General features: G+C 63.0%; 19 protein-coding genes and 4 pseudogenes. 13 read left to right on the top strand and 10 right to left on the bottom strand.

All coding sequences use genetic code 11. The features are described 5' to 3' along the window. Positions 1–3: 3 nt before the first annotated feature. A pseudogene (locus ONR75_RS22455) lies at positions 4–2288 on the bottom strand (transglycosylase domain-containing protein). Positions 2289–2570: 282 nt separating this feature from the next. Here ONR75_RS22455 and ONR75_RS22450 point away from each other — a divergent pair. The 6 genes and pseudogenes from ONR75_RS22450 (at position 2571) to ONR75_RS22425 (ending at position 7891) form a co-directional block, all read left to right on the top strand. Beyond that, the gene (locus tag ONR75_RS22450) at positions 2571–3083 is read left to right on the top strand and encodes a YcgN family cysteine cluster protein (protein ID WP_265079186.1); all 513 of its coding nucleotides are present in this window, start codon (positions 2571–2573) and stop codon (positions 3081–3083) included. A gap of 161 nt (positions 3084–3244) precedes the next feature. Next, entirely contained in the window at positions 3245–4426 is a 1182-nt protein-coding gene (locus ONR75_RS22445) for a patatin-like phospholipase family protein (RefSeq protein WP_265079185.1), read from the top strand. 148 nt (positions 4427–4574) lie between these two features. Next, a pseudogene (locus ONR75_RS22440) lies at positions 4575–5850 on the top strand (PAS-domain containing protein); the annotation flags it as partial. Next, positions 5851–6582 carry a GGDEF domain-containing protein gene (locus tag ONR75_RS22435; protein ID WP_265083767.1) on the top strand — a complete coding sequence of 244 codons (732 nt, stop codon included), beginning with the start codon at positions 5851–5853 and terminating at the stop codon, positions 6580–6582. A gap of 896 nt (positions 6583–7478) precedes the next feature. Next, positions 7479–7736: a hypothetical protein gene (locus tag ONR75_RS22430; protein ID WP_265079183.1), complete on the top strand. Its 258-nt coding sequence runs from the start codon at positions 7479–7481 to the stop codon at positions 7734–7736. Positions 7737–7768: 32 nt separating this feature from the next. Beyond that, entirely contained in the window at positions 7769–7891 is a 123-nt protein-coding gene (locus ONR75_RS22425) for a hypothetical protein (RefSeq protein WP_265079182.1), read from the top strand. Positions 7892–8197: 306 nt separating this feature from the next. Here the strand turns inward: ONR75_RS22425 and ONR75_RS22420 are convergent, their stop codons facing one another. Next, positions 8198–10453 (bottom strand): autotransporter outer membrane beta-barrel domain-containing protein, encoded by a 2256-nt coding sequence (locus tag ONR75_RS22420; protein ID WP_265079181.1) that lies wholly within the window; start codon positions 10451–10453, stop codon positions 8198–8200. 892 nt (positions 10454–11345) lie between these two features. Next, a complete protein-coding gene (locus ONR75_RS22415; protein ID WP_265079180.1) occupies positions 11346–12932 on the bottom strand; it encodes a hypothetical protein in 1587 nt (528 codons plus the stop codon). A 93-nt stretch (positions 12933–13025) separates the two neighbouring features. Here ONR75_RS22415 and ONR75_RS22410 point away from each other — a divergent pair, with 93 nt between their 5' ends. Both ONR75_RS22410 and ONR75_RS22405 read left to right on the top strand, forming a co-directional pair. Further along, positions 13026–13691: a hypothetical protein gene (locus ONR75_RS22410; protein WP_265079179.1), complete on the top strand. Its 666-nt coding sequence runs from the start codon at positions 13026–13028 to the stop codon at positions 13689–13691. Positions 13692–13899: 208 nt separating this feature from the next. Continuing rightward, entirely contained in the window at positions 13900–14346 is a 447-nt protein-coding gene (locus tag ONR75_RS22405; protein WP_265079178.1) for a hypothetical protein, read from the top strand. Between the two features lie 328 nt (positions 14347–14674). On the opposite strand, the gene ONR75_RS22400 is transcribed toward ONR75_RS22405, so the two are convergent. The 6 genes and pseudogenes from ONR75_RS22400 to ONR75_RS22370 form a co-directional block, all read right to left on the bottom strand. Then, complete coding sequence (locus ONR75_RS22400; protein ID WP_265079177.1) at positions 14675–15655, bottom strand: FAD:protein FMN transferase; 981 nt, start codon at positions 15653–15655, stop codon at positions 14675–14677. After that, positions 15636–17841, bottom strand: a pseudogene (locus ONR75_RS32535) (PepSY domain-containing protein). The gene ONR75_RS22400 and the pseudogene ONR75_RS32535 overlap by 20 nt, the downstream one beginning before the upstream one ends. Positions 17842–17853: 12 nt before the next feature. Continuing rightward, positions 17854–18324, bottom strand: a complete 471-nt coding sequence (locus tag ONR75_RS22385; RefSeq protein ID WP_265079175.1) for a DUF2271 domain-containing protein — start codon at positions 18322–18324, stop codon at positions 17854–17856. A 37-nt stretch (positions 18325–18361) separates the two neighbouring features. Beyond that, complete coding sequence (locus ONR75_RS22380) at positions 18362–18721, bottom strand: hypothetical protein (protein ID WP_265079174.1); 360 nt, start codon at positions 18719–18721, stop codon at positions 18362–18364. 165 nt (positions 18722–18886) lie between these two features. After that, positions 18887–19159 (bottom strand): cytochrome b/b6 domain-containing protein, encoded by a 273-nt coding sequence (locus ONR75_RS22375; protein ID WP_265079173.1) that lies wholly within the window; start codon positions 19157–19159, stop codon positions 18887–18889. Positions 19160–19435: 276 nt separating this feature from the next. Then, positions 19436–19750 carry a PepSY domain-containing protein gene (locus ONR75_RS22370; RefSeq protein ID WP_265079172.1) on the bottom strand — a complete coding sequence of 105 codons (315 nt, stop codon included), beginning with the start codon at positions 19748–19750 and terminating at the stop codon, positions 19436–19438. Positions 19751–19892: 142 nt separating this feature from the next. On the opposite strand from ONR75_RS22370, the gene ONR75_RS22365 reads away from it, so the two are divergent. Together ONR75_RS22365 and ONR75_RS22355 are read left to right on the top strand one after the other, a co-directional pair. Further along, on the top strand, positions 19893–20552 hold the full coding sequence (locus tag ONR75_RS22365) for a response regulator transcription factor (protein WP_265079171.1): 660 nt from the start codon (positions 19893–19895) through the stop codon (positions 20550–20552). Continuing rightward, positions 20549–21915: pseudogene (locus tag ONR75_RS22355) on the top strand (ATP-binding protein). The gene ONR75_RS22365 and the pseudogene ONR75_RS22355 overlap by 4 nt, the downstream one beginning before the upstream one ends. Before the next feature lie 521 nt (positions 21916–22436). Here the strand turns inward: ONR75_RS22355 and ONR75_RS22350 are convergent. Next, positions 22437–23243, bottom strand: a complete 807-nt coding sequence (locus tag ONR75_RS22350; RefSeq protein WP_265079168.1) for an IclR family transcriptional regulator — start codon at positions 23241–23243, stop codon at positions 22437–22439. 327 nt (positions 23244–23570) lie between these two features. Here ONR75_RS22350 and ONR75_RS22345 point away from each other — a divergent pair, with 327 nt between their 5' ends. The 3 genes from ONR75_RS22345 (at position 23571) to ONR75_RS22335 (ending at position 26581) form a co-directional block, all read left to right on the top strand. Then, positions 23571–24425, top strand: coding sequence for a fumarylacetoacetate hydrolase family protein (locus ONR75_RS22345; protein WP_265079167.1), 855 nt, complete (start codon positions 23571–23573; stop codon positions 24423–24425). 10 nt (positions 24426–24435) lie between these two features. Then, the gene (locus ONR75_RS22340; RefSeq protein ID WP_265079166.1) at positions 24436–25182 is read left to right on the top strand and encodes an SDR family NAD(P)-dependent oxidoreductase; all 747 of its coding nucleotides are present in this window, start codon (positions 24436–24438) and stop codon (positions 25180–25182) included. 73 nt (positions 25183–25255) lie between these two features. Then, the gene (locus ONR75_RS22335; RefSeq protein WP_265079165.1) at positions 25256–26581 is read left to right on the top strand and encodes an MFS transporter; all 1326 of its coding nucleotides are present in this window, start codon (positions 25256–25258) and stop codon (positions 26579–26581) included. Positions 26582–26631: the final 50 nt, after the last annotated feature.

Genomic DNA, 26631 nt, shown 5'->3' with positions numbered 1-26631 from the left:
GCATCATTTTTTGCGCGGCGAGGGCGCCGTCGGTGTGGCCACGGCCAACGGCGCTTCGGGGGTGGCCGAGGCAAAGCTGTCCGGAAATGCCAGCGCGCTGGACGCGCGCGGCTTGGCCGGTTCGCTGGACGAAGTGGTGCCCGCGGTCTTGCCGGCTTCGTCGAGCAACTTTTCGACGCGCACGAGAATATCGGCGCCGCGCCGGGTCAGGATCGGTGGCGGGCCGGGCTTGGCATCGGGCGCGCTCGAGGCGACGTTGGCAGCGGCGGCAGTGGCGGGCAACTTGGTGCCGGCGCCGATGCCGGGAATTTCCTTGATCTCGACGCCCTGATGCGCGGCGACCATGATGTCGTGCCAGGTCTGCGCCGGCATGGCGCCGCCGGTCAGCCGGTTGGTCGAGGAATAGTCGTCGTTGCCGTACCACACCGCGCAGGTGAAGTTGCCGGTGTAGCCGACGAACCAGGCGTCTCGATACGCATTGGTGGTGCCGGTCTTGCCGGCGGTGGGAATGCCGTCAAGTGCCGCGCGACGCGCCGTGCCCTCGGAGACCACGTGACTCATCATGCCCGCCATGTCGGCGGCGACCGAAGCGGAATCGCCTGCAGCGGCTTCTTGCCGTCGCGGTCGAAGCGCCAAACTGAATCGCCGGCACCGGTGCGCACTTCCAGCACCGCATGCGGCGTCACCGACTTGCCTTTGTTGGGGAAGGTGACATAGGCGACGGCGTGTTCGAGCACGCTGACCTCGGCCGAGCCGATCGGCAGCGACGGCGTGTCCAGCAGCGGCGCCGTGATGCCGAAGCGGCGCGCCACTTCGACGATCTTGGCGCGGCCGGCCTTGGCTGGATTTGGCGATTTGCCGCCGAGCGCGATCGACAGTTTCACTGGCACGACGTTGATCGAGTGGGTGATTGCCTGGGTCAGGGTCACAGCGCCGGAATAGGAATGGCCGTAGTTCTGTGGGCACCAGTTGCCGATGCATACCGGGCCGTCGACGACGATTGACGTCGGCTTGAAGCCGTTGAGCAGCGCGGTCGTGTAGACGTAGGGCTTGAACGACGAACCGGGTTGGCGCATCGCGTCGACCGCGCGGTTGAACTGGCTGGCGCCGTAGTCGCGGCCGCCGACCATGGCGCGCACGCCGCCGTCGAGATCGGATACCACGGTCGCCGCCTGCGTCGCATGATAGTCGCGGCCGAACTGGCGCAGCTGGTTTTCGATCGCGGCTTCCGCCGCGCGTTGCACGTTCATGTCGATCGCCGTGCGCACCACGAAGACGCGCTCGGTGTAGGATTTCGGAAACGTCTCGACCAGCCGGCGCATCTCGTCGAAAGCCCAGTCGAGATAATAGTTCGGCGACACTTCCTCGCGGCGATCGACGGCGGTGGCCGGGTTGCGGCGGGCGCCGAACACCTGGCCCTCGGTCATGAAGCCGGCATCGACGAGGTTATCGAGCACCTGGTTGGCGCGTGCGCGTGCGGCCGGCAGGTTGATATGCGGCGCGTACTTCGTCGGGGCCTTGAACAGGCCGGCGAGCATCGCGGACTCCGCGAGATTGACGTCGCGCGCCGACTTGTTGAAGTAGAAATGCGCCGCGCCGTCGACGCCGAAGGTGCCGCCGCCCATGTAAGCGCGATCGAGATAGAGTTTTAATATCTCGTTCTTGGTCAGGCGGGTCTCGAGCCAGATCGCCAGGAACGCTTCGTTGACCTTGCGTTCGATGGTCCGCTCGTTGGACAGGAACAGGTTCTTGGCGAGCTGCTGCGTGATCGAGGAGCCGCCCTGGCGCACGCCGCCGGCCTGGGCGTTGGTGACCAGCGCGCGCGCGGTGCCGGCCACGTCGATGCCGAAGTGGTCGTAGAAGCGGCGGTCTTCGGTGGCCAGCGTCGCCTTGATCAGGTTGTCCGGAAAATCTTCCAGCGGAATCGAGTCGTTGTGCTTGATGCCGCGGCTGCCGATCGGATTGCCGTAGCGATCGAGGAACGTCACCGCGAGATCGGATTTCTTGAGCCAGTCGTCATCGGCGGTTTCGCGGAACGCCGGCTGCGCGAGCGCCAGCATCAGCACCAGGCCGCCGAGGCCGATGGTAGCCATTTCCGACAGCGGCTCGATGAACACCCAGCGCTTCCAGCGACCGACATAGAAGCGGTCCATGAAGGTGGAGTAGCGCTCCCAGAGTTCGCGCAGCCCGACGCCGGAGGAAAACAGCGTCGAGTCGATACGCGCATCGAAGTCCAGCAGGAAATGCCGGAGCTTTGTCTTCCATGCGGATGGCACGATCTGGCGCACCGGGGCCCTTGGTCGGTTGGTCGGCAGGCCCCCCATCGGGAACCGCGCTGCGACGTCTTGCGGAAGTGATGCGGCAAACCCAAGGCGCTTTTGCGACCGCGGGAGTGCCGCCCAACTTCTAGCCGAGGCCACCCGATAAACCAATGGCGCTGCAGGGATTTTGCGGGGCAAGACTAACGTCTCCCCGGCTTTTGCGGCGGCTGGCGCACCATCATGCTTGCGAAGTGCCTGTCACACCTCATAGAAGGGCGTTTCGCCCCCAGCACGGATCGTCGACACGGCATGACCACGCGGCCGCCAAAACCATCGCCCCAGGCAGAAATGTTCTGGAAAACCAAGACGTTGGAAGAGATGTCCGGCGCCGAGTGGGAGAGCCTGTGCGATGGCTGCGGACGCTGCTGCCTGGAAAAGCTCGAGGACGAGGATACCGGGAAGATCTATTTCACCCATGTGTCGTGCAAATTGCTCGATGCCGGGCTGTGCGCCTGCAAGGACTATGAGCATCGCTCGGCCCAGGTTCCGGATTGCGTGCGGCTGACGCCGGCGAATGTCCGCACCCTGAACTGGCTGCCGCCGAGCTGCGGCTACAAGCTGGTGGCCGAGGGGCGGGATTTGTACTGGTGGCATCCGCTGATCTCCGGCAGCCCGGCCACCGTGCATGAAGCCGGGGTGTCGGTGCGCGGCCGGGTGGTCGGCACCGAGGACACGATTCCGGATGCCGAGTTGCAGGACCACATCGTGTCCTGGCCGGCCTTGCTGCCACGGCTCGCAAAGCTGAAGAAGCGGCCGGCGTAGATCCGACGCCAAGACTTGATGCGGAGGTCTGATGCGGCGCGAGGTAACAGCGTCCCAGTCCACTTCACAGTCCGTCCATTGCCCTCTAACGTATCCGGCAGAAATACACCCTTAGGTCGAACGCGCGCGGCGCGCGGGCGATCGCGCCAGGGAGGTGTTCGATGTCCGATATTCCCGTTGCCGCAAATTCCCCCGTCAAGGAAATTCCCGGCGAGGTCAGGAAGCCGCTGGTGGACCTGCCGGGGTTGTGCCTGTCCGGCGGCGGCTACCGCGCCATGGTGTTTCACATCGGGGTGCTGTGGCGGCTGTACGAGGTCGGCATGTTCGGCAAGGACGGCATCGCGCGGATCTCCAGCGTGTCGGGCGGCTCGATCACCGCGGCGTTTCTCGGCCTTGTCTGGAACAAGCTCGCCGTTGCGGCACCCGATATCAAAGGCAAGTTCGTTCCGCATTTCGTCGACCCGCTGCGCGCGCTGGCCGGCGAGACCATCGACGAAGAATCGGTGATCTTCGGCGTGCTGCTGCCCGGCACCGTCAGCGACCGCATCGCCAGCGCCTATGACGACGCGCTGTTCAAGGGCGCGACATTGCAGGACCTGCCGGACGCGCCGCGCTTCGTCATCAATGCCACCAATGTGCAGTCCGGCGTGCTGTGGCGGTTTTCCAAACCGTTCATGCGCGACTATCGCGTCGGCGAGGTGAAGAACCCGACGGTGCCGCTGGCGCGGGCGGTGGCGGCGGCGTCGGCGTTTCCGCCGGTGCTGTCGCCATGCGACCTGCGGCTCAAGGACAGCGACTTCACGCCGAATTCCGGCATGGACCTGCAGCGTCCGCCGTTCACCACCAAGGTGGTGCTCACTGACGGCGGCGTCTACGACAATATGGGGCTGGAGACGGTGTGGAAGTCGTACAAGACAGTGCTGGTCTCCGATGCCGGCGGCAAGATGCAGGCCGAGGAGGAGCCCAAGCGCGACTGGGCGCAGCATGCCTATCGCGTGCTCAACATGATCGACAGCCAGGTCCGCGCGCTGCGCACCCGCCAGGTGATCGACTCCTTCACGCTGCAGGCTAGCAAGCCGGACAGCGACGAGGCGCGCAAGGGCGCCTATTGGGGCATCCGCACCGACATCGCAAACTACAAATTGCCAGACGCGCTGCCGTGTCCGCACGCGCGCACCATGGAACTGGCCGGCATCGCCACGCGGCTGAAGCGGCTCGACGACGAGACCCAGAACCGGCTGATCAACTGGGGCTATGCGGTGTGCGACGCGGCGTTGCGCGCGCACGTCAACGCGGCGTTGCCGCGGCCAGCGGGATTTCCTTATCCTGCGTCTGCGGTGTGATGGTACGGTTTCGTGACCTGCCATTGCATGCTGTGAGCGAGAATGCAGCGGACGCCGCGTAAAGGCGCGCACGTTGCATTTAGTACACTTGGTTGCCGAACCGTTTTGGTAGTATGGACGCCGGGAATCAACGAGACCACCGGGGACCATGTCGACGCGGCCGAAGTCAGTATCCAGCAACGCGCCGCGCTTTTCCGCTACCGTCGCAACCACAGCGTTCGTTGTGGTCGCATGCGTGGCGCTGGTGGCTATGCAGTTCTTCAACATTGCGCACTCTCGCGAAGAAACGCTCGCCACTGCGCGCAAGGAGACTGCCAACCTCACGATATCGCTGGTCCAGCACGCAGAGCTCACCTTTCGCACGGCCGATGCCTCGTTGGCTGCCATCACGTCGCAGATCGAGCGCAGTCCAGCCCCAACCGGCATCAGTCCCGGCCTCAGGGACTTCCTGGTTCGGCAGGTCAAACAGTCGTCGCTGTTCGCCAGCTTCGCCGTGGTCGGCCGCGACGGCAGGATGGTCGTGAATACGGGCGGCGAGAATTTAGTCGCGAATTTTTCAGACCGCGATTATTTCATCTATCATCAGGACCATGCCGACAAGGACATGCGCATCGGCAGCCCCATCGAGGGTCGCACGACGCCCGGCTGGCTGATCCCAGTGACCCGGCGCATCAACCGGCCGGACGGCAGTTTCGGCGGCGTGGCGATTGCGGCAATCAATCCGGCGTATTTTCAGGACTTTTACGACGGGCTGGAGATCGGAAAGAGCGGCGCCATTATGCTGGTGTCGGGCGACAAGCTCCTGGTGCGGCGGCCGTTCCTCGAATCCAATCCAGGACGCGACATGGCGGATAGCAACGTCGTCAGGTTGATGAGGAGCAAACCGTCCGGAAGCGCCGAATATTCTGCCGCGACCGACGGGGTCGAACGTCTGACCAGCTATCGGGTCGGGCAGACCTATCCCATCGTGATCGCCGTCGGCATCCAGATGGACGAGTTGCTGGCGCCGTGGCGGAGCGACACCGTGCGCCGCGTTGTGGAAACCGTCGTGATCGTTGCGATCCTTGCTTTGCTGGGCGTCATCGTCGGGCGGATGACGTTGCGGCTGGCGCAGGACGCCAGGAAACTTCGTCGCAGCAACGAACGCTTCGATGTGATGATGGACACCATGTCGCAAGGCGTCTGTCTTTTCGACCATGAGAAGCGGATCGTCATGGCAAACCGCAACTATGCGGAAATCTATCGTCTTGCGATCGAGGATGTGCGGCCGGGAACCCGGCTGGTGGACGTGTTGCGAAACCGGCAAGAGATAAGGCGTCGGCTTGCCGACGCCGGACGAATACTTCGCCGACGCCGCCGTCTCCGATGCCGCGGAGGACCACAATCTGTCCGACGGGCGCGTCATCTCGATCACCCGGCACGCCTTGGAGGATGGCGGATGGCTCGCCATCCATGAAGATATTACGGTTCGCGCCAGTGCCGAACGGCACAGCGCCTATCTGGCCGGGCACGACCAGCTCACCGGCCTGCCCAACAGATATCAGTTTTCCGCGTTTCTCGACGACATCGCCTGCAAGCGGAGACGGATCAGCGATCAGGTGGCGGTGTTCATGCTCGACCTCGACGGGTTCAAGAATGTCAACGACACGCTGGGGCACGGGGCAGGAGACCAGTTGCTCGCCACGGTGGCGCGCCGGCTGCAGGATTGCCTGCGCGAGACCGACCTCGTCGCCCGTCTCGGCGGCGACGAGTTTGCGATCGTCCAGATGCTGGACGGCGACGAACGTCCTGCTATCGAGGCGCTGGCATCGCGGATTGTTGCGGCCGTTGCCGCGCCGATCGCCATCGACGGCTATCCCATCGGCATCGGCGTGAGTATCGGCATCTCGCTGCTGCCGGGCGATGTGACGGATCCGCAGGAGCTGCTGCGCAAGGCCGATCTTGCGCTCTATGCGACGAAGGCCGCCGGCAAGAACGGCTTCCGGATCTTTCATCCGGACATGGCGGCCAACCACATTGAGCGGAGGTCACGCAAAAGGATCTGCGCGAGGCGCTTCAAAGTGAAAGCTGCGCGCGCACGTCAACCCGGCGTTGCTGCGGCCGGCGGGATTTCCGTATCCGGCGTCGGCGGTGTGAGGGCCATGTCCGCGCCGTGATAGGCAGGCGGGGACGGCGCACAAGCTGCCGCGGGCCGCGGCAGGCCGCGATACCACGCGCTGTCCCCTCTCGGAACTTGAATCATGTGCCGGGCAGCGCCATCAACCCGCCAAGCTGTGCAGCCGCTATGGAGTTGTTCCGCTTCCGGCGCAATACGGACGTCGCCAAACTTGTTGCCGATGCGAACCTGACGCGAATGACCCAAATCGGACCTGCATCACTTCGGGCTATCGGGGGATGAAGTCGAGCTAGAATGATCGATTGGAACAGTTGCCGATGCCGCGCGCAGGGCGTTTGACGAGTGCGAGTATATTGCGGCCGACATAATTGAACAGAGCACCAATGGGCCATAAAGCGAAGGCCTGCTCAGGCGGAGCGTCATTAGCAGCCACGATTCTTGGATGCTGAAGGGCAAGAGTGAAGAACCCACGCCCAACCACGCGACGATTTGCCATAGGAGTGGGACGTATAGATATTCTGTCTTAAATAGGGGCTTCGTCGGTTCAGGCGTCACGAGATGTCGGAAAGCAGGGTCAGGAAGCGTGTTCAAAGCCGCGTAACGGGCGATGAAGTAGCTGAATCCTATCATTGCGGTCAGAGCCACGAAGACAACAACTATTTCTGCTTTGGTTGCAGAGTTGTCGCTACTGGTGACACGTTCGTTCGGCATCCGTCCTCGCGTAAATCGTCTCGTTGGAAATAGTCATCCAAGATACCTTAATTGACGCTCATCGCACCTCTTCGGGCAATCTGCTTTTTGTCTCTTTTTGGCACAAGGCGTCGTTACTGCGCTGCAGCGGCTGTCCGGAGTTGAGGGTAGACTGGAAGTGATCGGCGCACAGCCAGAGTGACGCGATTGACCCGGTACGGACATCGCTAAATACTCGAGCTAGTCTTGAAAGCGACCGAATGGCGGAGAAAACATATGACGCGTATATTGTTCGTCGGCCAAAAGCCCGAAACCGTAGACTTCTCCGACCCGGCTTTGCCGCCAGGTTTCGATGCGGAGAAGATTAACGCTGGCATTGCCGTGGCCGTGGCGAAGATCGGAGAACGCGGATGGGAAGGCGACACTTGCATGATCACACCCGATGAAGCCGGGCGCGATATGCTTGAAAAAAGCTGGAGGAGGCTGCCTATGACTGCGTCGTGATCGGTGGCGGCCTTAGGATTCCGCCAAAAAGCTTGGCCCTGTTCGAGATGGTGGTCAACTCCGTTCATAAAGCAGCACCCGGCGCAAAAATCGCATTCAACACGCGCCCAGAAGACACCGCTGAAGCGGCAGCACGCCAGCTCAATGCCGGCTAACGGCGTGCCCTAGTGAACCGCATATGCAGAAGGTCAGTAGCTAACTTGGTGCTGGGGTATCACTCGTTCTGTTCTGAGCTTATTTCTACCTTGTCTGTTCATTGCACTTTTGCGAAGTGCCAACCGGCCGTGGGAATGTCTGGTTATTGGGATAAGGCGGAAGTCATCGATACATTGCCAAATCGACGCGAATGACCCATTAGGGAACTCATCTCAGATGGCAATTGATGCCGGCGTACTCGCGCGGAGAATGGGTCATGCATGTATTGCCGCGTGAGCTGCACCGTTCTTCAGGTCGGCGCGAAGTCACCACGTGACGCGGAAGCCACCGTTGCCCTTATAGCTGTGGCTGTTCGCGCTGTCGTTCAGGCTCGCATTGTAGGACACTTCGCCGAACACGGCATAGCGGCCATCGGCCCAGCTGTAGGTACCGCCACCGCCGATGCTGCCCCACAGCCGGTCTTGCGCGCTGGCCAGGCCGGTGCCGGCAACATCGACGTTGGTGCCGTCAAGAAACTCGTAGCGCAGATTGCCGATGCCGTAAATATCCGAGCATACGATGCCCGCGCCGTCGTTCCAGGTCTTCTGGTGGTTGAGCGCAAGTCCGGCGCGACCGAGCAGGCTGTCGCCGCTGCGCAGCGACACCGTCGCGCCGAACCGGTCGGTGAAGCCGTCGAACTCTGCCTTCGAATAGGATAGTTGCGCCTGCGGTGTCAGCGACCAGCCGTTGCCGACGGCGTATCGCTTGCCGGCTTCGGCGCTGAACGCATAGCCGACGCCTTCGTTGCCGCGCGCCATGATTCCGGTCAGCACCGAGGACAGATCGCTGCGGTAGAACATCGATTGCGCCTGGCCGTCGACATAAAAGCCGTTGTCGCCGAACCAGGTCAGCGTGCCGCCGACACCGGAGCCTTCGACGCGGATCCGGCCATCACCGGAGACCGATGCGACGTTGGCGGTCGTCAGGCCATATTGCCCGGTGAGTCCGACGATCAACCGGCCGCGCTCGGTCTCCATCAGCAGACCGTCGAGGCCGGTCTGCACCTTCAGCTGGTCGGCCCGATAGGTTGCGCCCGTCGTACTGGACGGCTGCAGATTCGATTGGCCGCCTTCGATACGGCCCCAGAACGCCGTCGACGCGGCCGGTGCTGCGCCTGGCGCCGGCGCCTCGCCGATCCGCGCCATGGCATCGCTGCCACCCCAATAGCGGTTGCCGACGCGCTGCTGCATCGTCGGCAGTTCATTCATGCCCAGCAGCACCTGCGCATAGTTTTCGTAAAGCGGAACGCCGGGCTGGTAGAGCGGCCCCGCAGGCGCCGCCGGTGCCGAACCGGGCGCCGAAGGCGGATTGATCAGGCTGGAGCGCAGATACCAGTCGCCGTCGGTTGGCGTGCTGACGCCGTTCTTCTGCAGCGTATAGCCATAGGCACCGGCGACCACCGCCTGCTGGCCCCGGATCACGTAATCACCGAGCAGCGCGAACGCCCCGTTGGAGGCGCCGCCGACGTCGACGATCTTGATGCCTTCGACAGTCTGCGCGCCGGTGCCGCCGAGGTTGGTGACCCGCACATTGGTGCTGCCCGCCGTGTTGCCGGTGACGACAAGCCGGTCGGTCGGCGAAGCGTCGCCGCCCAGCACCGTCTCGATCTGCAGCGTTCCGCCGTTGCCGGTGTAGTTGCCGGCGACGGTGAGCGTGCCGATGGAATTGCCGGGCGCCACAATGCCGGCATTCGACGTGTCGCACACCGTGCCGGTGCCTTGCAGCGTGCCGCCGGCCAGAACGGTCATGGCGCCGCACACGCTGCCGTTAACGGCGAGCGCGCCGCCGCTCACCGTGGTGCCGCCGGTGTAGGTGTTGACGCCTGACAGGGTCTGCTTGCCGCCGCTAAGCGTCAGCCCGCCGGTGCCGGAGATCACGCCGGAAAACAGGTCGTTCGCGTTGGTCAGCGTCAGGTTCTTGGCGCCCAGCGCCACGGTGCCGCTTCCCGCCAGACTCTGGATACTGGTGCCGGCCGCAGTGATACCCGAGACATCGAAGGCGCCGTTCGCGATTACCTTGCTGGAACTCGCGATGGCGCCGACGCCCTCAAGCGCGAGGCCGCTGCCGGACTGGATCGAGGTTGCGCCGGAATAGGAGCTGCTCGCCAGCAGGTTGAAAGTGCCGCCGCCCGTCACGGTCAGGCCGCCGGTGCCGGTGAAAGCGGACGTCGCGTCGGTGCCGACGGTGAAGCTATTAGTATCGATTGTTACTCCACCCGCGAGAATATCGAGCTTGGTGCCGGAAAATCCATTGATGAAGGTCGCGTTGCTCGCTGTGGCCCGGAGAATACCATCGTCGAAACTGGCCTGGACCGTGCCGGTTCCACCCCGCAAGGACTGGGTTTGCAGCGTGCCGCCGCCACTGACGTTGAGCGTACCGGAAGAGGCGGCGCCGCTGCCTAGGGTCGTACTGGATCCTACTGTAACTTTCGCGCCGTTTTGAATGTTGAGCGTGCCGACACCGAGAAAGCCGACGAAGAAATTGCCGCCGGTGATGTTCCACAACGATCCCGGTCCGGTCACCGTCCCGGTTCCGATTCCTGTTGCGCTAATTCCGATCCGGGCTTGACCTGTACTTGTCAGCGTACTGCCATTCTGGATCGTAAGATTGCCGGCCGTTCCGCCGCTATTGCCAATGTTCGTCGTCCCCACCGAAACGCTGACCGGACCGCTGAGGCCGAGGACCGCGTCCCTGGTCGGCGGTGCTCCGAGAACACCAATGTTGACGGTTTGACCTGCGGCGGGAGGGCCGCCTGAGGCCCAGTTGGTCGCGAGCATCCAGTCAGTGCTGGTGTTTCCCGTCCAGTTCACCTGGGCCGACGCAGACCTCGCGGATAACGCCGTCAGCGCGATCGCCGACGCGCCGACTAGAAGTACTCGAAGCATTCGGGTTCCGTCGGGACTCGTGGGGCGCATGTCATCCGGCTGTCGCCGGCTCGTCGCATCCCCCATGCATTGGCGCATGATCGTCATCCTAATTTCGCATGGCCGCACGGTTCGAATGCGAATCTTTGATCGTGCAATCCGCAAATCATAGGTATGAAAGTAAGTGGGCTGAACCAGTCGGACAAGAACAGGATCTGCTCAGGCTGAATAAACAGGCGGCATGTGCCGTTTTCGCAACGAAAGACAGTTAATCAAGTCTTTCGAGATCAGATCTGGTTATCCGCCTCACCCGGTGGTCGGCAGGCGAAGACAGTTATGTCGCCTATTGGCACAAAGCGTCGGTTACTGCGGTGAAGCGGCATGTCCGTAGTTGAGGGTAGACTGGAAGTGATCGGCGTACAGCGAGAGTGACGCGATTGACTCAAGTCGGACATCGCTGGGAAGTAAGATCGGACTGCGCCCTTCACACCATAGCCTTCGATTTCGTTTTGCTCCCGATCTACGGAGAGGGCTTCTGCAGGAGACTGATTTAGCGACCGCGTTGATCCGTGAATGGACGCACATCGAACGCCTTAACAAATTTGACTAGGTCTTCCGCGCCTTCCGACACGAGCACCCGCCCATCCGCAAATTGCACGATCAGAAACTCTCGACCTGCTGTGCCGTCGCTGGCGGTTGCCAGCCAGAGTGATCGCCCAGAGGCTATGTCGCACAGCTTGATCGACATGTTCGAAGTTGAGCGCAAATCCGCACATGGGTCGACGCCGTAAGCTGGCTGAACGACCTCGAGCTTGGCTCTTGGAGATTCGTTCGATTGATATCCTCGGATGGCTTCATCGGGAGCGGAAGGAAGGACGAAAGAGGACAACTTGGTGTTGCTCGCTGCGTTCCAGGCCGACCAACCAGCATTCGTTCGTGCAAAGATCTTGCTTCCATCTTCGCCAAGACGAATCTCAAGAACCTCCTCATCCGTCCGGAAGAATAGCTTCTTGGCCGATCGGACGACCTCAACCCCGTATCCTTGCCGCTCCTTAGTCGTCCGCTGTTCATGAAATCCGACCGCGAACGTCGAGAGGTCGGTGGACCATGCGAGGACGTCGCTGTCGTATATATCCTCGAGATGCATAATGCGGCGTGCTGTCGCCGGGTCCCATATCGTAGCCTGATCTGGTGTTGCTCGAACGATGATCAGCCCACGAGAAAACGTAATGCCCGAAACCTGGGTGTCCTGACAGGGCCAGGTCCATTTGAGTGCCGGCGGCGTTGCGCTGACATCAACTAGCAACGCATTTACGTTGGAACTGCTGGCATCAAGTTCCGTTGGTGCAAGCAAAAGATGTTGTTCGTCGAATGCGAAAGCACCATGCGGACGACCGCAGAAGGTGCGTAGCGTCTTTCCGGAAACGTCGGCGACGATCTCCTTCCTGATCACGTCGATGAAATACACATGGTAGGACCAACCTGGTTCGGCGTTATTATCAAATGGGTCAAAACCATCCTGCCTCTCGCCTGCGGTCGTCACTTGAATGAAGTCTTGCCGATCGGTCGATTCGACGCTTTCGACCTTCTCTAGATCAATCAGGGAAGCCAATTTCTGATCTACGAGATATTGTTTCTCGGTCGCCGGATCGCGCGGCCCGTCCGGATCGCGCGGCCAAGACGACGGCCATTTGTGCTCGATCCATGTCCAGTTGTACGCTTCAAGAGGTGGGGCAAGCATCCCCGCATTCTCGATCCGCAGGCCAGTTGCTGGGGACCAAGCGGCGGTCTCCACTTCACCGGTGTCCCGCGCAACCCGTGCAAAAACAACACTCCCGTCACGCGAAATGGCCATGCGCGTAAACCGTGTGCCCCCGCTGGCCACCAGACTACGAAATATGATTCCGGTGTTCACGTCGCGGACAGTGACCTCGCGCTGGGTTCCCGTGAGAAACCATGTGCGGTCAGGGGCAATCTCAATGGCGGAGGTGCCCTGGGAACCGATCTGCAAGACGGCGTCAAAACCGAGCCGAGGTTCGGCCGCGCTGCCGATTTGTGGTGAAATTGCTGAGACGAGCCCAAGGACGGCAGCGGCAATAGACGATAGCGATAGCTCTGATCGTATGCTGCGTTTCATCGAGCACCTTCGGGGGTTAGAGCAGACAATCCTCGGCTGCATATATGAATAATGTTTTCTGCGGCAGGACTCAAATTCTCAGGATTCCGCTTGGTGGCCGCCGCATCGCGCCGCGACGTGCAGCGAGCCAGCTCGTTGAAGCACAAGTGGACTGGCCGGAACGAACATGTGCGGGTGATTGACAAGGCTATTCCCGCAATTGGCACAAATGCGAAGCGCCGACTGGCTCGGAAATTGTCTGCAGATGGGGATGGTCCGGAAGTCGTCGCGCACTGTCAAATCGACGCGAGTGACCCAGAGCGGTCATTTGTCCTCGATGCCCATCATGTCTTATGTTCGCCAGCAACCAAGCACTATCTAAGCTCAGCAGGCTGGAGGCCAGCAATGCTTCGACTTGTATCGTTCACGCTGTTTGCCGCACTGTTCGCGATTGATGAGCCAATCGCCGCTTCCGCGCGAGCCGCGGAATGCCTTCAGATGGACTGTCGTGCGATTTACCGCTTTACGACATGCGATAAACCGCGACCGGGGGCAAAGCTCTTATCAGGACGCGTCCTCGCTTTATCGCGCGAGTGCTCAGGCGAAATTATTCGGATGCAGGTGGAAAATTGGGAGGCGGAAAAGGTGCCGCCGGTAATTGACTTCGTCGTTCAGGCTTGCGGGCGCTTCGCGGGGAAGGCAGGTGATCTGACTGAGGTCGCTGTGATGGACCCCAGACCGGACGTTCGACGCTATAAGCGAGCTTGTTTGCTCTTCTGAGGCTGCACTGCTTCATTGGCTCGTAGAGCCATGATCGCGCCATCTGCTTCCGGATTTGACCCTTAGCGGACTTCGACTCGAATTATAAAATTGCGCCTTTCTCGAATTGGATAGGTTGATAAGTTTAAGGCATATAAATGCGAGCTTGCCCACTTTCAAAAAGAGTTGCGTTTCAACCATGTCCATCCCGCGTTTCACGAAGCTAGCATTGATCGGTACTCTCGCGCTTGTTGGCGCGCTGTACCTCGTATTTAATGCCTTATTGTGGATTGTTGTCCCGCGCGACACGGCTCCAAGTAGCGCCGAAGTTGTGAGCAGTATTCTCGCGCCCGATGGTCAACATAAGGCAGTAATCATTTTTCTGGGAGGACCCGGCTTTGCACCCGGATTGCACCAGTACGTCGGAGTTGTTGCAACGGCACAGGCTGACGGCACTGCTTGGGCGGCTCGCAACAGGGTTTTCCAATCCGACTGCGTTGCGCTGGGCGGGACCTCCGATGAAATGAAAGGGAATGTTGCGTGGAAATCAGCCCAAGCCCTGCAAATTACCTTCAATCCCAATCGAAGATGTTCGGTCGAACTACGAGATCACACTGAAGAGCAAGGGATGCGTATCGTATATGTCGTTCCGTCAACAGCTAACAGCCACGAATGATAGTCTGCGTTTGGCACGAAGTTATCCACTATTGGCACAAAGCGTCGGTTACTGCGGTGAAGCGGCATGTCCGTAGTTGGCCGAAACGCCAGTCAAACTACGCTTAATTCGCGCATTATCGTGCTACGATCGGATCCAGCCCGACCTCGCCGCGCCCGATGCTGCGCAGGATCTCGACCACGAGCGCGGGGACAACCCCGACGAACCGGACAACGTTCGCGATGTCGGCTTTTCCAGCGAACCAGAATGCAAGACCGGTGATCAGGCCGGTCGCGACCAGAAAAAGAATTGGGTCTTCAAGCGATCGGTTTTTCCTGATTCATGCGGGTCAACGGGCCTTGGTAGGGGTCAACGCCGCTGGCTCTTCTGGAAAGAGTCGCCCGACTCCCACGCCCCTGACGCTTTCGTGATCTTCGCGCAGGAGGAACAGGGCGTCGAGCCTTTGTTTTCTTGCGAATGCAGTTCCCCTTTCGGGGCCGAGCACCATGAGCGCTGTCGCCCAGGCATCAGCCTCGGCGCAGGTGCGGGCCACGACGGTTACGGAAGCGGGCGAAGCGAGCAGCGGCGCGCCACGGTTCGGGTCCATGGTATGCGACAGGCGCCGCCCCTGCACCTCGACCCAGTGGCGGTAGTCACCCGATGTCGCAACGGCAGCGTCTTGCAGCGCGAGGATGGAATGGGGCGTCCGGCGCTCGGCGTCCGGCGCCTCGAGCGCTATGGTCCATGCCTCTCCATCTGGCCGCAGCCCGAGCGCACGCATCTCACCGTCGATCCCAACGAGGGCGTCGACGAGCCCGTTTTTGCGGAGAATTTCGGCCAGCCGGTCGACCCCGTATCCCTTGGCGATTCCGTTGAGGTCGATCGCGATTGGCGCGGACTTGCGGATGTGCGTCTCGTAGATCTCCAGTGCTGCATGCGCGGGCCCGCGGGTCTTCGCCATCGCTGCCCGGACGCGGTCGGACCCTCCGGCGTCCGGTCCGAAGCCCCAGGCCGTCACGGCATCTCCCATACCGATATCGAAGGCCCCGCCTGAAGCGCGCCCGATTTCCAGACCAAGCCGCAGGATGTCCCTCAGGCGCTCGGGCACCGCGACCCAAGCGCCCACGGGCGCCGCATTGAGGCGCATCAGGTCGCTGTCGGGCTTCCAAGTGGACATCTGGGTGTCTACCTCGTCCACGGCCGCCTGCAGCGCAGAGCGGAGCGGGTCCGGGTCGAAGTTCTGCCCCGCGAAGAACAGCGCTGACCAGCGCGTGCCCATGGTCGGGCCATTCAGAGCGAAGCGCGCCTGCTCAGTAGACATCTTCGACATATCGTCCCTCCGCTTTCAGAGCAGCAGGCGTGAGCCCGATTGGCGCGAGGATCTCGGCCAGCGCGTCGGCCGCGCCAGCGGCCATATCGCGTCCGCCACAGACCATCACTCGGGCGCCATCGCGGATCAGTTTCGCCACCTGAGTGGCATCACCTCGCAGCGCATCCTGCACGTAGTGGGGCCGCGCTCCGCGCGAGGCAGCCGTGACCAGACGGGTCAGACGGCCGTCGTCCCGCCAGCCCGGCAACTCTTCGCCGTAGAAGAAGTCGCTGTCGGGATGACGCATACCGAAGAAGAGGTGGAGGGGCCGCCGGCGCGCGTTGCCGCGCGCGAAGCCCGCGAGCGGCCCGATGCCGGTTCCAGCGCCGATCAGGATCAAGGGCGCGCGACCTCGGCCGGGCTGGAAGACCGGATTGCGCTGCAGGAAGGCGGTCACCGTGTCGCCTGGTTCGAGCGCGGTCAGCTGCGACGACGCAAGGCCGCCGGGATGCTTCCTGACTACGATCTCGATGAAGCCGTCTCGGCGCGCGGAGGCGAGCGAGTAGAAGCGCGGCACGGGGCTGCCCTCGGGCAGGATCCCGATGAGGTCGCCCGCGTCGAAGCGCGCGAAGCCCGCCCCCACCAGCCGTTGCCAGAGCTTCGTGCACGGCAGGGCGAAGCGCAAGATCGCCGTCGGTGCTTGCACCTCAGCGCCGTAGTCGCGGCGCGAGACGAGCGTCAGCGTCTCCGTCACTGGAAGAACGGGCTGGTGCGACAGCTCAAGACGCATCCCCAGCGCCTGCCCAAGAGCGCGGCCCCATCGCGTGAAGTCCTGCGGAGACTGGCGGTCTATCGTGTCGAGGGGCAGGAGTTCTGGCCAGCCCTTGGCCTTGGCCGCGGCAGCGACAACCTTGGCGAAGGCGCAGTAGGCGGGAAAGCTCGGGTCGCCGAAGCCGAGAACGGCCAGGGGGCTTTAGGCGCGCGATCGGCCGCGTTCAGCCGGTCGAGGAAACCCTTAGCCGAAGCAGGCGCCGCGCCGTCGCCGTACGTCGCGGCCAGCACAATGATCCGCTCGGCTCGGCCATAGCGGCCCGGCGCGAAGGCTGACATGGGAGCGACGTGCACGCTCTGCCCGGCTTGCTTCAGCGCAGAATGGAGTGTCGTGGCGAAGCCCCAGGTGCTGCCGCCCTCGCTGCCGACAAGCAAAATCGTCCCGGCCCGTCCGGCTGGTTGGTTGCCACGGATGCGGGGCCGCCCGCGCCGCCCAGCAAGCCAGATCAGCATGCCCGTCGCACCCATAGTGGGCACGCCAAGCGCCATCAGCCCCAGTACAAGGCCGAGTGTCGCGGCACCCTGTCCGGTATGCAGCATGTAGATGGTTTCCGAAACACGCTCCCACCCGGTCTGATCGGCCCAGCTTAGGAGCGTTCCCGTGCCCTGATCGAGATAGCCGGTTCCGCGGTCCGTCTTCAGCCTGAAAACGTCTGTCACATCGTCAGGATTGGGAAAGCTCAGTTCGCGCAGCTCGGCCACGGGCGTACTGCCGAGAACTGCTATACGGTGGAGCGCCACGCCCGTTTTCCCGCTCGTATCGACCGGGAGGACCGGTTTGATGCCACCATCGGGTAGCAGATCGAAGGTGGAGGCCGTCATCCACAACGCACTGGCCGACGAAAGGACAAGGCCGAAGACAGCGATGCGGGCAATCTCAACATGGAGGCGACCGGCCAATGGCCCGTGCAGTGGCGAGAACCAGCGCCGCCAGCCGCCCGCGCGCCGCGCGACCAGCGCCACACCGCTGAGCGACAGGATGAGCATCGCCGCCGCGCCGGCGGCCATAGCGATGCGCCCCCGTCACCGAGGAACAGCGAGCGGTGAAGGTTTGTGAGCCAGCGTTCGGCTGGGTTTCGATCGGCTGAGGCCACTCCTTGACCGGTAGCGGGTTCGATCACGGCGGCACCTGGTACACCTTGATCGATCCGGTAGGCCGTGATCCGTCCCGAGGGCGACCGACGGATCTGCTCAACGCCCGGATAGACTGCCTGGACGCGCTGGGCCAGGATGGCGACCGTCAGGTCGGCCTCGGCCTGCGGCGCAGTCATTCGCTCAGCCGCAGGGAATATCGACAGGGCCGCACCGCTCAGACTGAGGATGGTCGTGAGAGCGAGGGCCAGAAGACCCGGCCAGCGATGGAACGCACGGATCATGGCCTCGTCTCCTCACATGCCGTAGGAGAAGTTGGCGACGTAGCGGCGCCCCTTCACAGGCTTGCCCGCGCCTGCCGTCGTCAGGGCCACCGCCACTTCGTTCGGACTTTCGCGCATGTTCTCGACAGCTGCGTCGATGTGCAGGGTGTAGCCGGCGTCAAAGAGCGCATCTGCAAGGTCGAGTGTGATCTTCAGCGTCCGGCCAGTCCCGATGCTGGCGCCGGTGATGCCGTTGACCTGCACATTATCGCCGTTGGTTGCACGGTACCAGTCGGTCAGGTGTTGGTAGTATTTCGACTTTCTGCCGGCCATCCAGAGGCTGCCGGCATACTTGCCGGACGAGTCCCTAACATAGAGCGCGAGATAGGCGCCATCGCCGCCATAGTTGTTGAGTGTCGTGGTCAGCGTGACCGGCCGCGCCATCGCGAGGCTAGGAACCGTCAGCGCCGTGGTCAGGGAGAGTGCTGCGAGCAGCGGCTTCATCGTTTTGATCCTTGTATGAGTGTTGCTTCGAAGAGGCTCAGTTCACCTGGACCTGCGGCGGAGCGCCGTTCCCGAAAAGCCCGTTCTGCGGAGGTGCGACTATGCCCGCGGGCGCAGGATTACCCGCCCCGCCGCGGCTGCTGCGGCCGTCATCGTCATCATCATCATGATCAACGTCGTCGTGACCGCGCTGGGAGCTTTTGCGGTAGCGGTGGTCGTCATCGCCGTCCTCGCCACTGACGAGGACGAGCGGCATCGCCTTCGCGCGATCTTCGAAGAGCGCGGCGATGGGCCTAAGGCTTCCGTCAACCGAGGGCTGCATCGCACTCCAGGCAGGGACGCCAATGGCAGCCGTCAGAGCCGTGGTGGCGACAAGAAGTGTCAGGGTCTTTCTCATGGCAGGGTCTCCTTTCGTCTACTGTGACCACTATGAAGAACCGACCTGAGGACTTACTGACGGCGGAGGGATTCCGCTTCAGCTTGCCGTCAGGAAGAAAACGGCCCCGCCGGTGAGAGCGGGGCCAAAGGCGATAAGTCCCGATCAGCCTTGGGGCTCCGTTGATCAGGCGATGTCGCCAGGACCGGGTGCGCGCTTGTCGCCGGTGACCATTGCATGGGCGAGGTTCTCGCGATGCCGGAAGGACGCCAGCACCACGCCGCCGACATGCAGCGCTACGAGCAGAAGCATCGGGTTCGCCAGTGTCTCATGGACCTCCTTCAGCGATCCTTCCGCTTCGCCGCGATCGCCATCGTCGTCGGCCCATGCGGGCGCCACGATCATGGCGGCGCCGGCGGGATTGTGGCCGAGGTAGCGCCGTTCCTTTCCGCGCACCATGTCACCGAGATAGGATAGCGTTGTTCCCGGGCCTTTCAGGAACTGGACGAAGCGCGCGTAGCGGCTGCCGACCAGGCTCCAGATGAGGCGGAACGCGACCAGGCACGCGACCGCGTAGCCTCGATCTCGTGAACGGTGAAGAGCTCCTCAGCAGTCAGCCAGGCCACTGCAAACGCGACGACGAGGCCCCAATGAAATACGTACACCAACGGGTCCCAGACCCGCATCTTGCCGGACATCCCGTTGTCCACTTGGGCTGCGCCACGCGCCGAGGAATCAGTCATGGCCGCCCCCTTCGCGTTTCCGGCGAGGACGATCGCCCTCGTCCTCGTATTCGATCTTGATCACTTGAAGCGTTGCGGGATGCACTGTCACTTCGATGCGGCGCCCCTCCGCGTTACTGCCGTCGATCTCGTAACAGCCATCGTCGATTTTGATGCGGCGAACATTCCAGCCGTTTTGTTGTGCTAAGCGCTGCACGGCCTCTCGCGGCTGCCACTCTGTCATGGGCACAAAGCAGCGGTTGTCGGCTATTGCGGTCCCAGTCGGAAAAGCCGCGAGAAAGCCGAGAATTGTCAATGCCTTCTTCATGGCGCAAACTCCAGATGCTCATCTTGAGGCAAATCGTGCGAGGTGAAGCTGACAGGAGCCTGACGCGCAGCCTCTGACGGCGTCAGCGTTGCGTCAGTTAGACGGATCATGGAAGGCGATCGGGAAAGGAACGAGACGAGCGATGCGTATCCTGCTTATCGAGGACGACACGGTTCTGGGCGCGGCAGTGCGCGATCAGATTGCCGGTGAAGGACAGTCGGTGGACTGGGCAACGCGGTTGGACATGGCAGTCGACGCCATTCGCGGTGCGGCTTACGATCTGATCCTTCTCGATCTCATGCTGCCGGACGGCCGCGGAATCAGCTTTCTGAAGAGCCTACGTGCGGGAGGCGACGTGACGCCCGTAATCATCCTGACCGCGCTCGACCAAGTGTCGGACAGGATCGATGGGCTGAATGCGGGCGCTGACGACTACCTCGTGAAGCCATTCGATCTTGCCGAGCTTTCCGCCCGGATAGGATCGGTCGCCCGGCGATACAGCGGCAATCCAAACCCGATCCTCAGCCATGGATCCTTGGATATCGACCTTGCGGCGCGCAGCGTCCGCCTTGCTGGCAAGCCCGTCCAACTAACAGCGCGCGAATGGGCCCTGTTCGAAGCCTTCCTGTCGCGCCCCGGTCAGCTTCTGTCCAAAGCGCAGCTGGAGGAGAAGCTCTACGCCTTCGATACGGAGGTGGAGAGCAACGCCATCGAGGTCCATGTAAGCCGCCTCCGCAAGAAACTCGGGCCGCAGGTCATCGAGACCGAGCGCGGTCTGGGATACAGGCTTGGAAAGTCATGAGGCTGCCCCGAAGCCTCCAGACCAGATTGGGGCTATCCATCGGCCTGGTGCTGTCGATCCTGTGGCTGCTCGCCGCGGCGATCACGGCCGTTATCGTGCGGGCCGAGATGGACGAGGTGTTCGACTCCTCCTTACGGGAAACCGCGGAGCGCATTCTGCCGCTAGCCGTAACCGACATCATCGCGCGCGATGATGAGGGGTGACCCAAAGACTCGCGCCGATCCGCGAGCATGACGAACTCTTTACCTATGTCGTGCGCGATCCCGAGGATCGCATCCTACTGCAATCCCACGCGGCTGATCCGGCGGTGTTCCCGACCTGGGACGGCCCCGGCTTCCGGCAGACCGCAACTCATCGCCTCTACAATGATGCGGCGATCCAGGGGACGATCCGCATCACCGTCGCCGAACCGCTCGCCCATCGCGCGGCGGTCGCGCGGGAGATCCAGCTGGGCCTCGGCCTGCCGCTGCTGATCGTGCTGCCCGTCGCGCTGGCGGCAATCGCACTTGCGGTCCGGACGAGCCTCGGCTCGTTGCGACGCTTTCGGGCAGTCCTTGAGGCTCGAAGCGCCCGCGACCTTTCCTTGGTCCCCACAGACGAGCTGCCTTCGGAGATCGACCCACTGGCCGCGACACTAAACAGCCTGCTTGCGCGATTGCGTGAAGCCTTCGAGGCCGAGCGCAGTTTCGCAACCAATGCCGCGCATGAATTGCGCACGCCGCTTGCCGGCGCTATCGCGCAAGCGCAGCGCCTTCAGTCGGAAACCAGTGACTCGGCCGCAAGAGCAAGGGCGGCTGACATTGAGACTACGCTTAAGCGGCTCACGCGACTTGCTGAGCGTCTCATGCAGCTCGCACGGGCGGAAGGCGGACAGCTCCGCCTGAATCAAATTGTAGATCTTAGAATCGTCGCGCGGCTGGTGGTCGAGGACATCGCGCGAACAGGAGCGCCTGGCCGCATCGCGCTGACGCTGCCAGAGAAGCCGGTGATGTCAGACCTCGATCCTGACGCCTTCGGGATATTGTGTCGAAACCTGGTGGAGAACGCTGTGCGTCACGGCTCGGAAGCCTCCCCGGTCGAAGTGTCTCTTGCGCCGGATGGGAAATTGATCGTTGCGAACGAAGGGCCCGTCCTGCCGCGGGATGCTCTCGCTCATCTCACTGCCCGTTTCGAGCGAGCGGGCGCAACCACAGACGGCAGCGGATTGGGCCTCGCAATAGTCTCCGCCATCGCGGATCGAATCGAAAGCCCACTCATTTTAAGATCGCCACGTCCAGGCGCGTCCTCCGGCTTCGAGGCATCTGTTCATTTGCCAATAGCACGCGCGGACCAGCCGATGCTGCCTCTCGAAGCTCCTCGCTGATTAGTAGCTGCCGGCAGACAGATGAATGTGCCCGCCGTCATACTGCTCCGATCGTGGAACAGCGTATTGAAACCGTGGTGTGTTGGACCGGAGGAGCGTGAATAAGAGGCAGCCTTCTGAGCTGCTTCCGGTTCAGGGAACGCGACTGTGAATCGGCATGGCCTTTGACCCCCGATCGGCGCCCAAGGCTGCCCCTACCCGGAGCGACATAAGTGCTGCAAACTATTTCTGATTCCTGAGCTATGCGGGGGGCAGTGTTGGACGCCGACACGGGTGAACATTCGAAGCCGAGACACAGTCTCGATGGAATCGTGTCCGGACGCAGTGCACTGCGCCTCCGCAGGAGGCGTAGTGCACTGCAGACAGCATTTGGTGCGGTCCCGGATCTGCGGAGCGGCACTGCGGTGCGAAGCTTCGCTTCGCCAGGCCGCACCGCGTCCGGGACACGATACCAAATCGCTTCAATCGTAACGGATCACACGCTCGCTCCCACACGAACCCGCAATTGATGAGGACACGTGCTACCGCCAGCCCAGCGCCCGGCTGACCGATGCGGCGGTGGCGCGGACATCGTGGCTGAGCTCGTCCATGCGCTCCGGCTGCATGTACTGGGCGATGCTGGAGACGCTGATCGCGGCGACGATGGCGCCGCTGGCGTCGCGGATCGGGGCGGCCACGCAGCGCAGCTCCGGCGCGCTCTCTTCCAGGTCGAAGGCGGCGCCTCTCTGCGCATAGGTGCGCATGCGCGCCAGCGATTGCTGCCAGTCCTCCGCGGAGCGCCGCGCGCCGGCGGCCCTGTCGTAGAAGGCCTTCCAGTCCGCCTCGTTGCTGTCGAGCACCAGCGCCTTGCCGAGCCCCGTCGACCACACCGCGTGCCGGTCGCCGATGGTCGAGCGGATCTCGAAGCGGCGCTGGCCGGGCACCTTGTCGATATAGAGCACGACGTTCTCGTCGAGGATTCCGAGTTGCACGGTGTCCTGGGTGAGTGCGGCCAGTTCGACCAGATGGCCATGCGCCACCTGGCGCAGCGGCATGTCGCGTTGCGCCCGGAAGCCGAGTTCGAGCAGCTTGGGCCCGAGGCTGTAGCCGCCGCGCGGCGAGAAATTGAGATAGCGGCGATCGACCAGTGCGGAGGCGAGCCGATGGGTGGTGCTGCGGGTGGTGCCGAGCTTCGCCGACAGCGCGGCGAGATCCACGGTGCCTGCGGCGATCGCTTCCAGCACATCGAGCGCCCGCATCAGCGTCTGCGCGCCCTGGGGCGCCGGGCGCTCCGGCGGCGCGGCATTGGCCGTCAATGCTGCCGGAGATTCGCGCAAAACATCAGACATCGGCATTCCCTGTGATCGAGCGGCAGCAGCGCGCCATCCGCCTGTGATTACCATGACGGCCTCTTCGAGGACGCCATGGCATCGGTGCCCACGGTGATGCGCTGCCAAAGATCCTCTTGACAGCGCCACCGCCGATAAGTCTGATACCACATATCGTAACAAAGTCCCACATATTGGGATAATAATAATCGGCGGGAGGAAGTTGAAAGCGGCGCTGCCATTGCCGTGTGACTCACCATCCCCCGTCTGCCCAACCATGCGCGATGACCTGGCCGAACGCCGGGTGATCGCTCGTCCGTCCGTCCACCAACATCGGGATTCAATCCAGTGAAACTGCTGCGCTACGGCCCCGTGGGCCAGGAAAAACCAGGCCTGCTCGACGCCGATCAACGTCTCCGCGATCTGTCGGCCCATCTCACCGATATCAATGCGGCCGCGCTGGCGCCGGCGACGCTGGCTCGTCTCGGCGGGATCGATCCGCAATCGCTGCCGCTGGTCGAGGGCGCGCCGCGCCTCGGCGTGCCCATCGCCAATGTCGGCAAGTTCATCGCGATTGGACTCAACTATGCCGATCACGCCGCCGAATCCAATCTGCCGATCCCCGGCGAGCCGGTGGTGTTCACCAAGGCGATCAGTTCGCTGAGCGGGCCGAACGACGACGTGATGTTGCCGCAGGAGTCCGTCAAGAGCGACTGGGAGGTCGAACTCGGCATCGTCATCGGCCAGCGCGCCAGCTATGTCAGCGAAGCCGAGGCTCTCAATCACGTCGCCGGCTACTGCCTGGTCAACGACGTCAGCGAACGCGAGTATCAGATCGAGCGCGGCGGCACCTGGGACAAGGGCAAGGGATGCGACACCTTCGGTCCGGTCGGACCGTGGCTGGTGACATCGGACGAAGTCGGCGATCCCCAGGCCCTCGACATGTGGCTCGACGTCAACGGCACGCGCATGCAGACCGGCAGCACCCGCACCATGATCTTCAACTGCGCGGTGATCGTCAGCTATCTCAGCCGGTTCATGACGCTGATGCCCGGCGATATCATCACCACCGGCACGCCGCCCGGCGTCGGCATGGGCAAGAAGCCCAGTCCGATCTACCTCAAGCCCGGCGATGTGATGACGCTCGGGATCGCCAAGCTCGGCACCCAGCGCCAGCGCGTCATCGCCTTCTCCCGCAGCTGAAAGTCTGACCATGTTGTTCAAGGATCGTTTCAAGGGCCGCAAGGCCATCGTCACCGGCGGTGCCTCGGGCATCGGCCTCGATGTCGCCACGCGGCTCGCGGCCGAGGGCGCGCAGGTCAGCCTGTGGGATCTCACCGATGCGCTGCTGCAGCCCGCCCGGACCAGCAGCGGCGCCGTTGACGTCCAGGTCGTCGACATTGCCGACGCCGATGCGGTGGCCAGGGCCATGGATGCCAGCGTCAAGGCGCTCGGCGGCCTCGACGTGCTCGTCGCCAGCGCCGGCATCACCGGTCCCAACACTACCGTGCGCGACTATCCGGTCGATGCCTGGCGCCGCGTGGTCGATGTCAATCTCAACGGCATCTTCTACTGCAACCAGGCGGCCATCCGCGTCATGGAGACCAGCGGCTACGGCCGCATCGTCAATGTCGCATCGATCGCCGGCAAGGAAGGCAATCCGAACGCCTCGGCCTACAGCGCCTCCAAGGCCGGCGTGATCGGCTTCACCAAGTCGCTCGGCAAGGAAGTCTCCAAGACCGATATCCGCGTCAACTGCGTGACCCCTGCGGCGGTCCGCACCGCAATCTTCGATCAGATGACCCAGGAACACATCGACTTCATGCTGTCGAAGATTCCGATCGGGCGTTTCGGTGCCATCGCCGAAGTGGCGTCGCTGATCTGCTGGCTCGCCAGCGAGGAAGCCTCGTTCTCGACCGGCGGCGTGTTCGACGTCTCCGGCGGCCGCGCGACCTACTGATCGCGTGCCGATGACCTGGCGCCGGTCGTGGCCGGCGCCAGGTCAAATACCAATCAAGAAATGAGGAAATCCCATGTCGATGATCGCTACCCATCCTCCCGTCACGGTCGAGGATGACATCCGCAAAAGCGTGCTTGGCAAGCTGCGCTGGCGCATCGTGTTCTTCTGCTTCGTGCTGTTCATCATCAACTACCTCGATCGTGTGAATGTCGGCTTCGCGGCCATCCACATGAACAAGGATCTCGGCCTGTCGGCGACCGCCTACGGTCTCGGCGCCGGCATCTTCTTCCTCGGCTACATCGCATTCGAAATTCCCAGCAACATGATCATGCACAAGGTCGGTCCGCGCCGCTGGATCGCCCGCATCATGGTGAGCTGGGGCATCGTGTCCTGCTGCATGGCGTTCGTGAAGGGCGAGACCAGCTTCTACATCGTGCGCTTTCTGCTCGGCCTCGCCGAGGCCGGCTTCGTGCCGGGCGTGCTGCTGTATCTGACCTACTGGTTTCCGCAGCGCGACCGCGCCAAGGCGACCGCCGGCTTCATGACCGCGACGGTGCTGTCGACGGTGATCGGCGCGCCGCTGTCGGGATGGATCCTGTCCAGCAATCCGACCTGGTTCGGCCTCGCGGCCTGGCAATGGCTGTTCATCCTCGAGGCCGCGCCGGCCGTCATTCTCGGTGTCGTGACCTTCTTCTATCTCGTCGACCGACCGCAGACCGACACCCGCTGGCTCACCGCCACCGAGCGCAGCTGGCTGATCGCGGAGCTGGATCGCGAGGACCGTGCGGTCAAGGCCGTCGGCACCCATTCGTTCCGCGCCATCTTCAGCGATTACCGCGTCTGGCTGCTGACGCTGATCTATATGTTCAACGCCATGGCGGTTTACGGCGTGGTGCTGTGGCTGCCGCAGATCGTGCGCTCGATCGGCGGGCTCACCGACCTGCAGACCGGCTTCGTCACCGCGATCCCGTTCGTGTTCGCGACCCTCGGGCTGGTGTTCGTGGCCCGCAATTCCGACGCCACCGGCGAACGCAAATGGCACACCGCGCTGTCGGCGTTGCTCGGCGGCGTGTTCCTCGCTGCCAGCGCCTTTGCGCCGAGCCCGCTGGTCGGTCTGCTGCTGCTATGCGCCGCCGCAGCCGGCGTGTGGGCGGTGCTCGGCGTGTTCTGGAGCCTGCCGACGCTGTTCCTGACGGGACCCGCCGCCGCCGGCGGTCTCGCGGCGATCAACGGCTTCGCGCAGATCGGCGGCTTCGCCGGGCCCTATCTGGTCGGCTGGATCAAGGACACCACCCAGAGCTTCACGCCGGCGCTGCTGACCCTGGCCGCGGGCCCGATCATCGCCGCGATCCTCTGCCTGGCCGTCAAGGTGAAGAAGGTGCCCGCCGCGCAGCGCTAGCGGGTTGGGACGAGGGCAGGGCCGCCGGATGCGTGAGCGTCCGGCGGCTT

It is taken from the genome of Rhodopseudomonas sp. P2A-2r (assembly GCF_026015985.1).
Taxonomy (GTDB): Bacteria; Pseudomonadota; Alphaproteobacteria; order Rhizobiales; family Xanthobacteraceae; genus Tardiphaga.
This window is presented reverse-complemented; position numbering and strand designations above follow the sequence as displayed.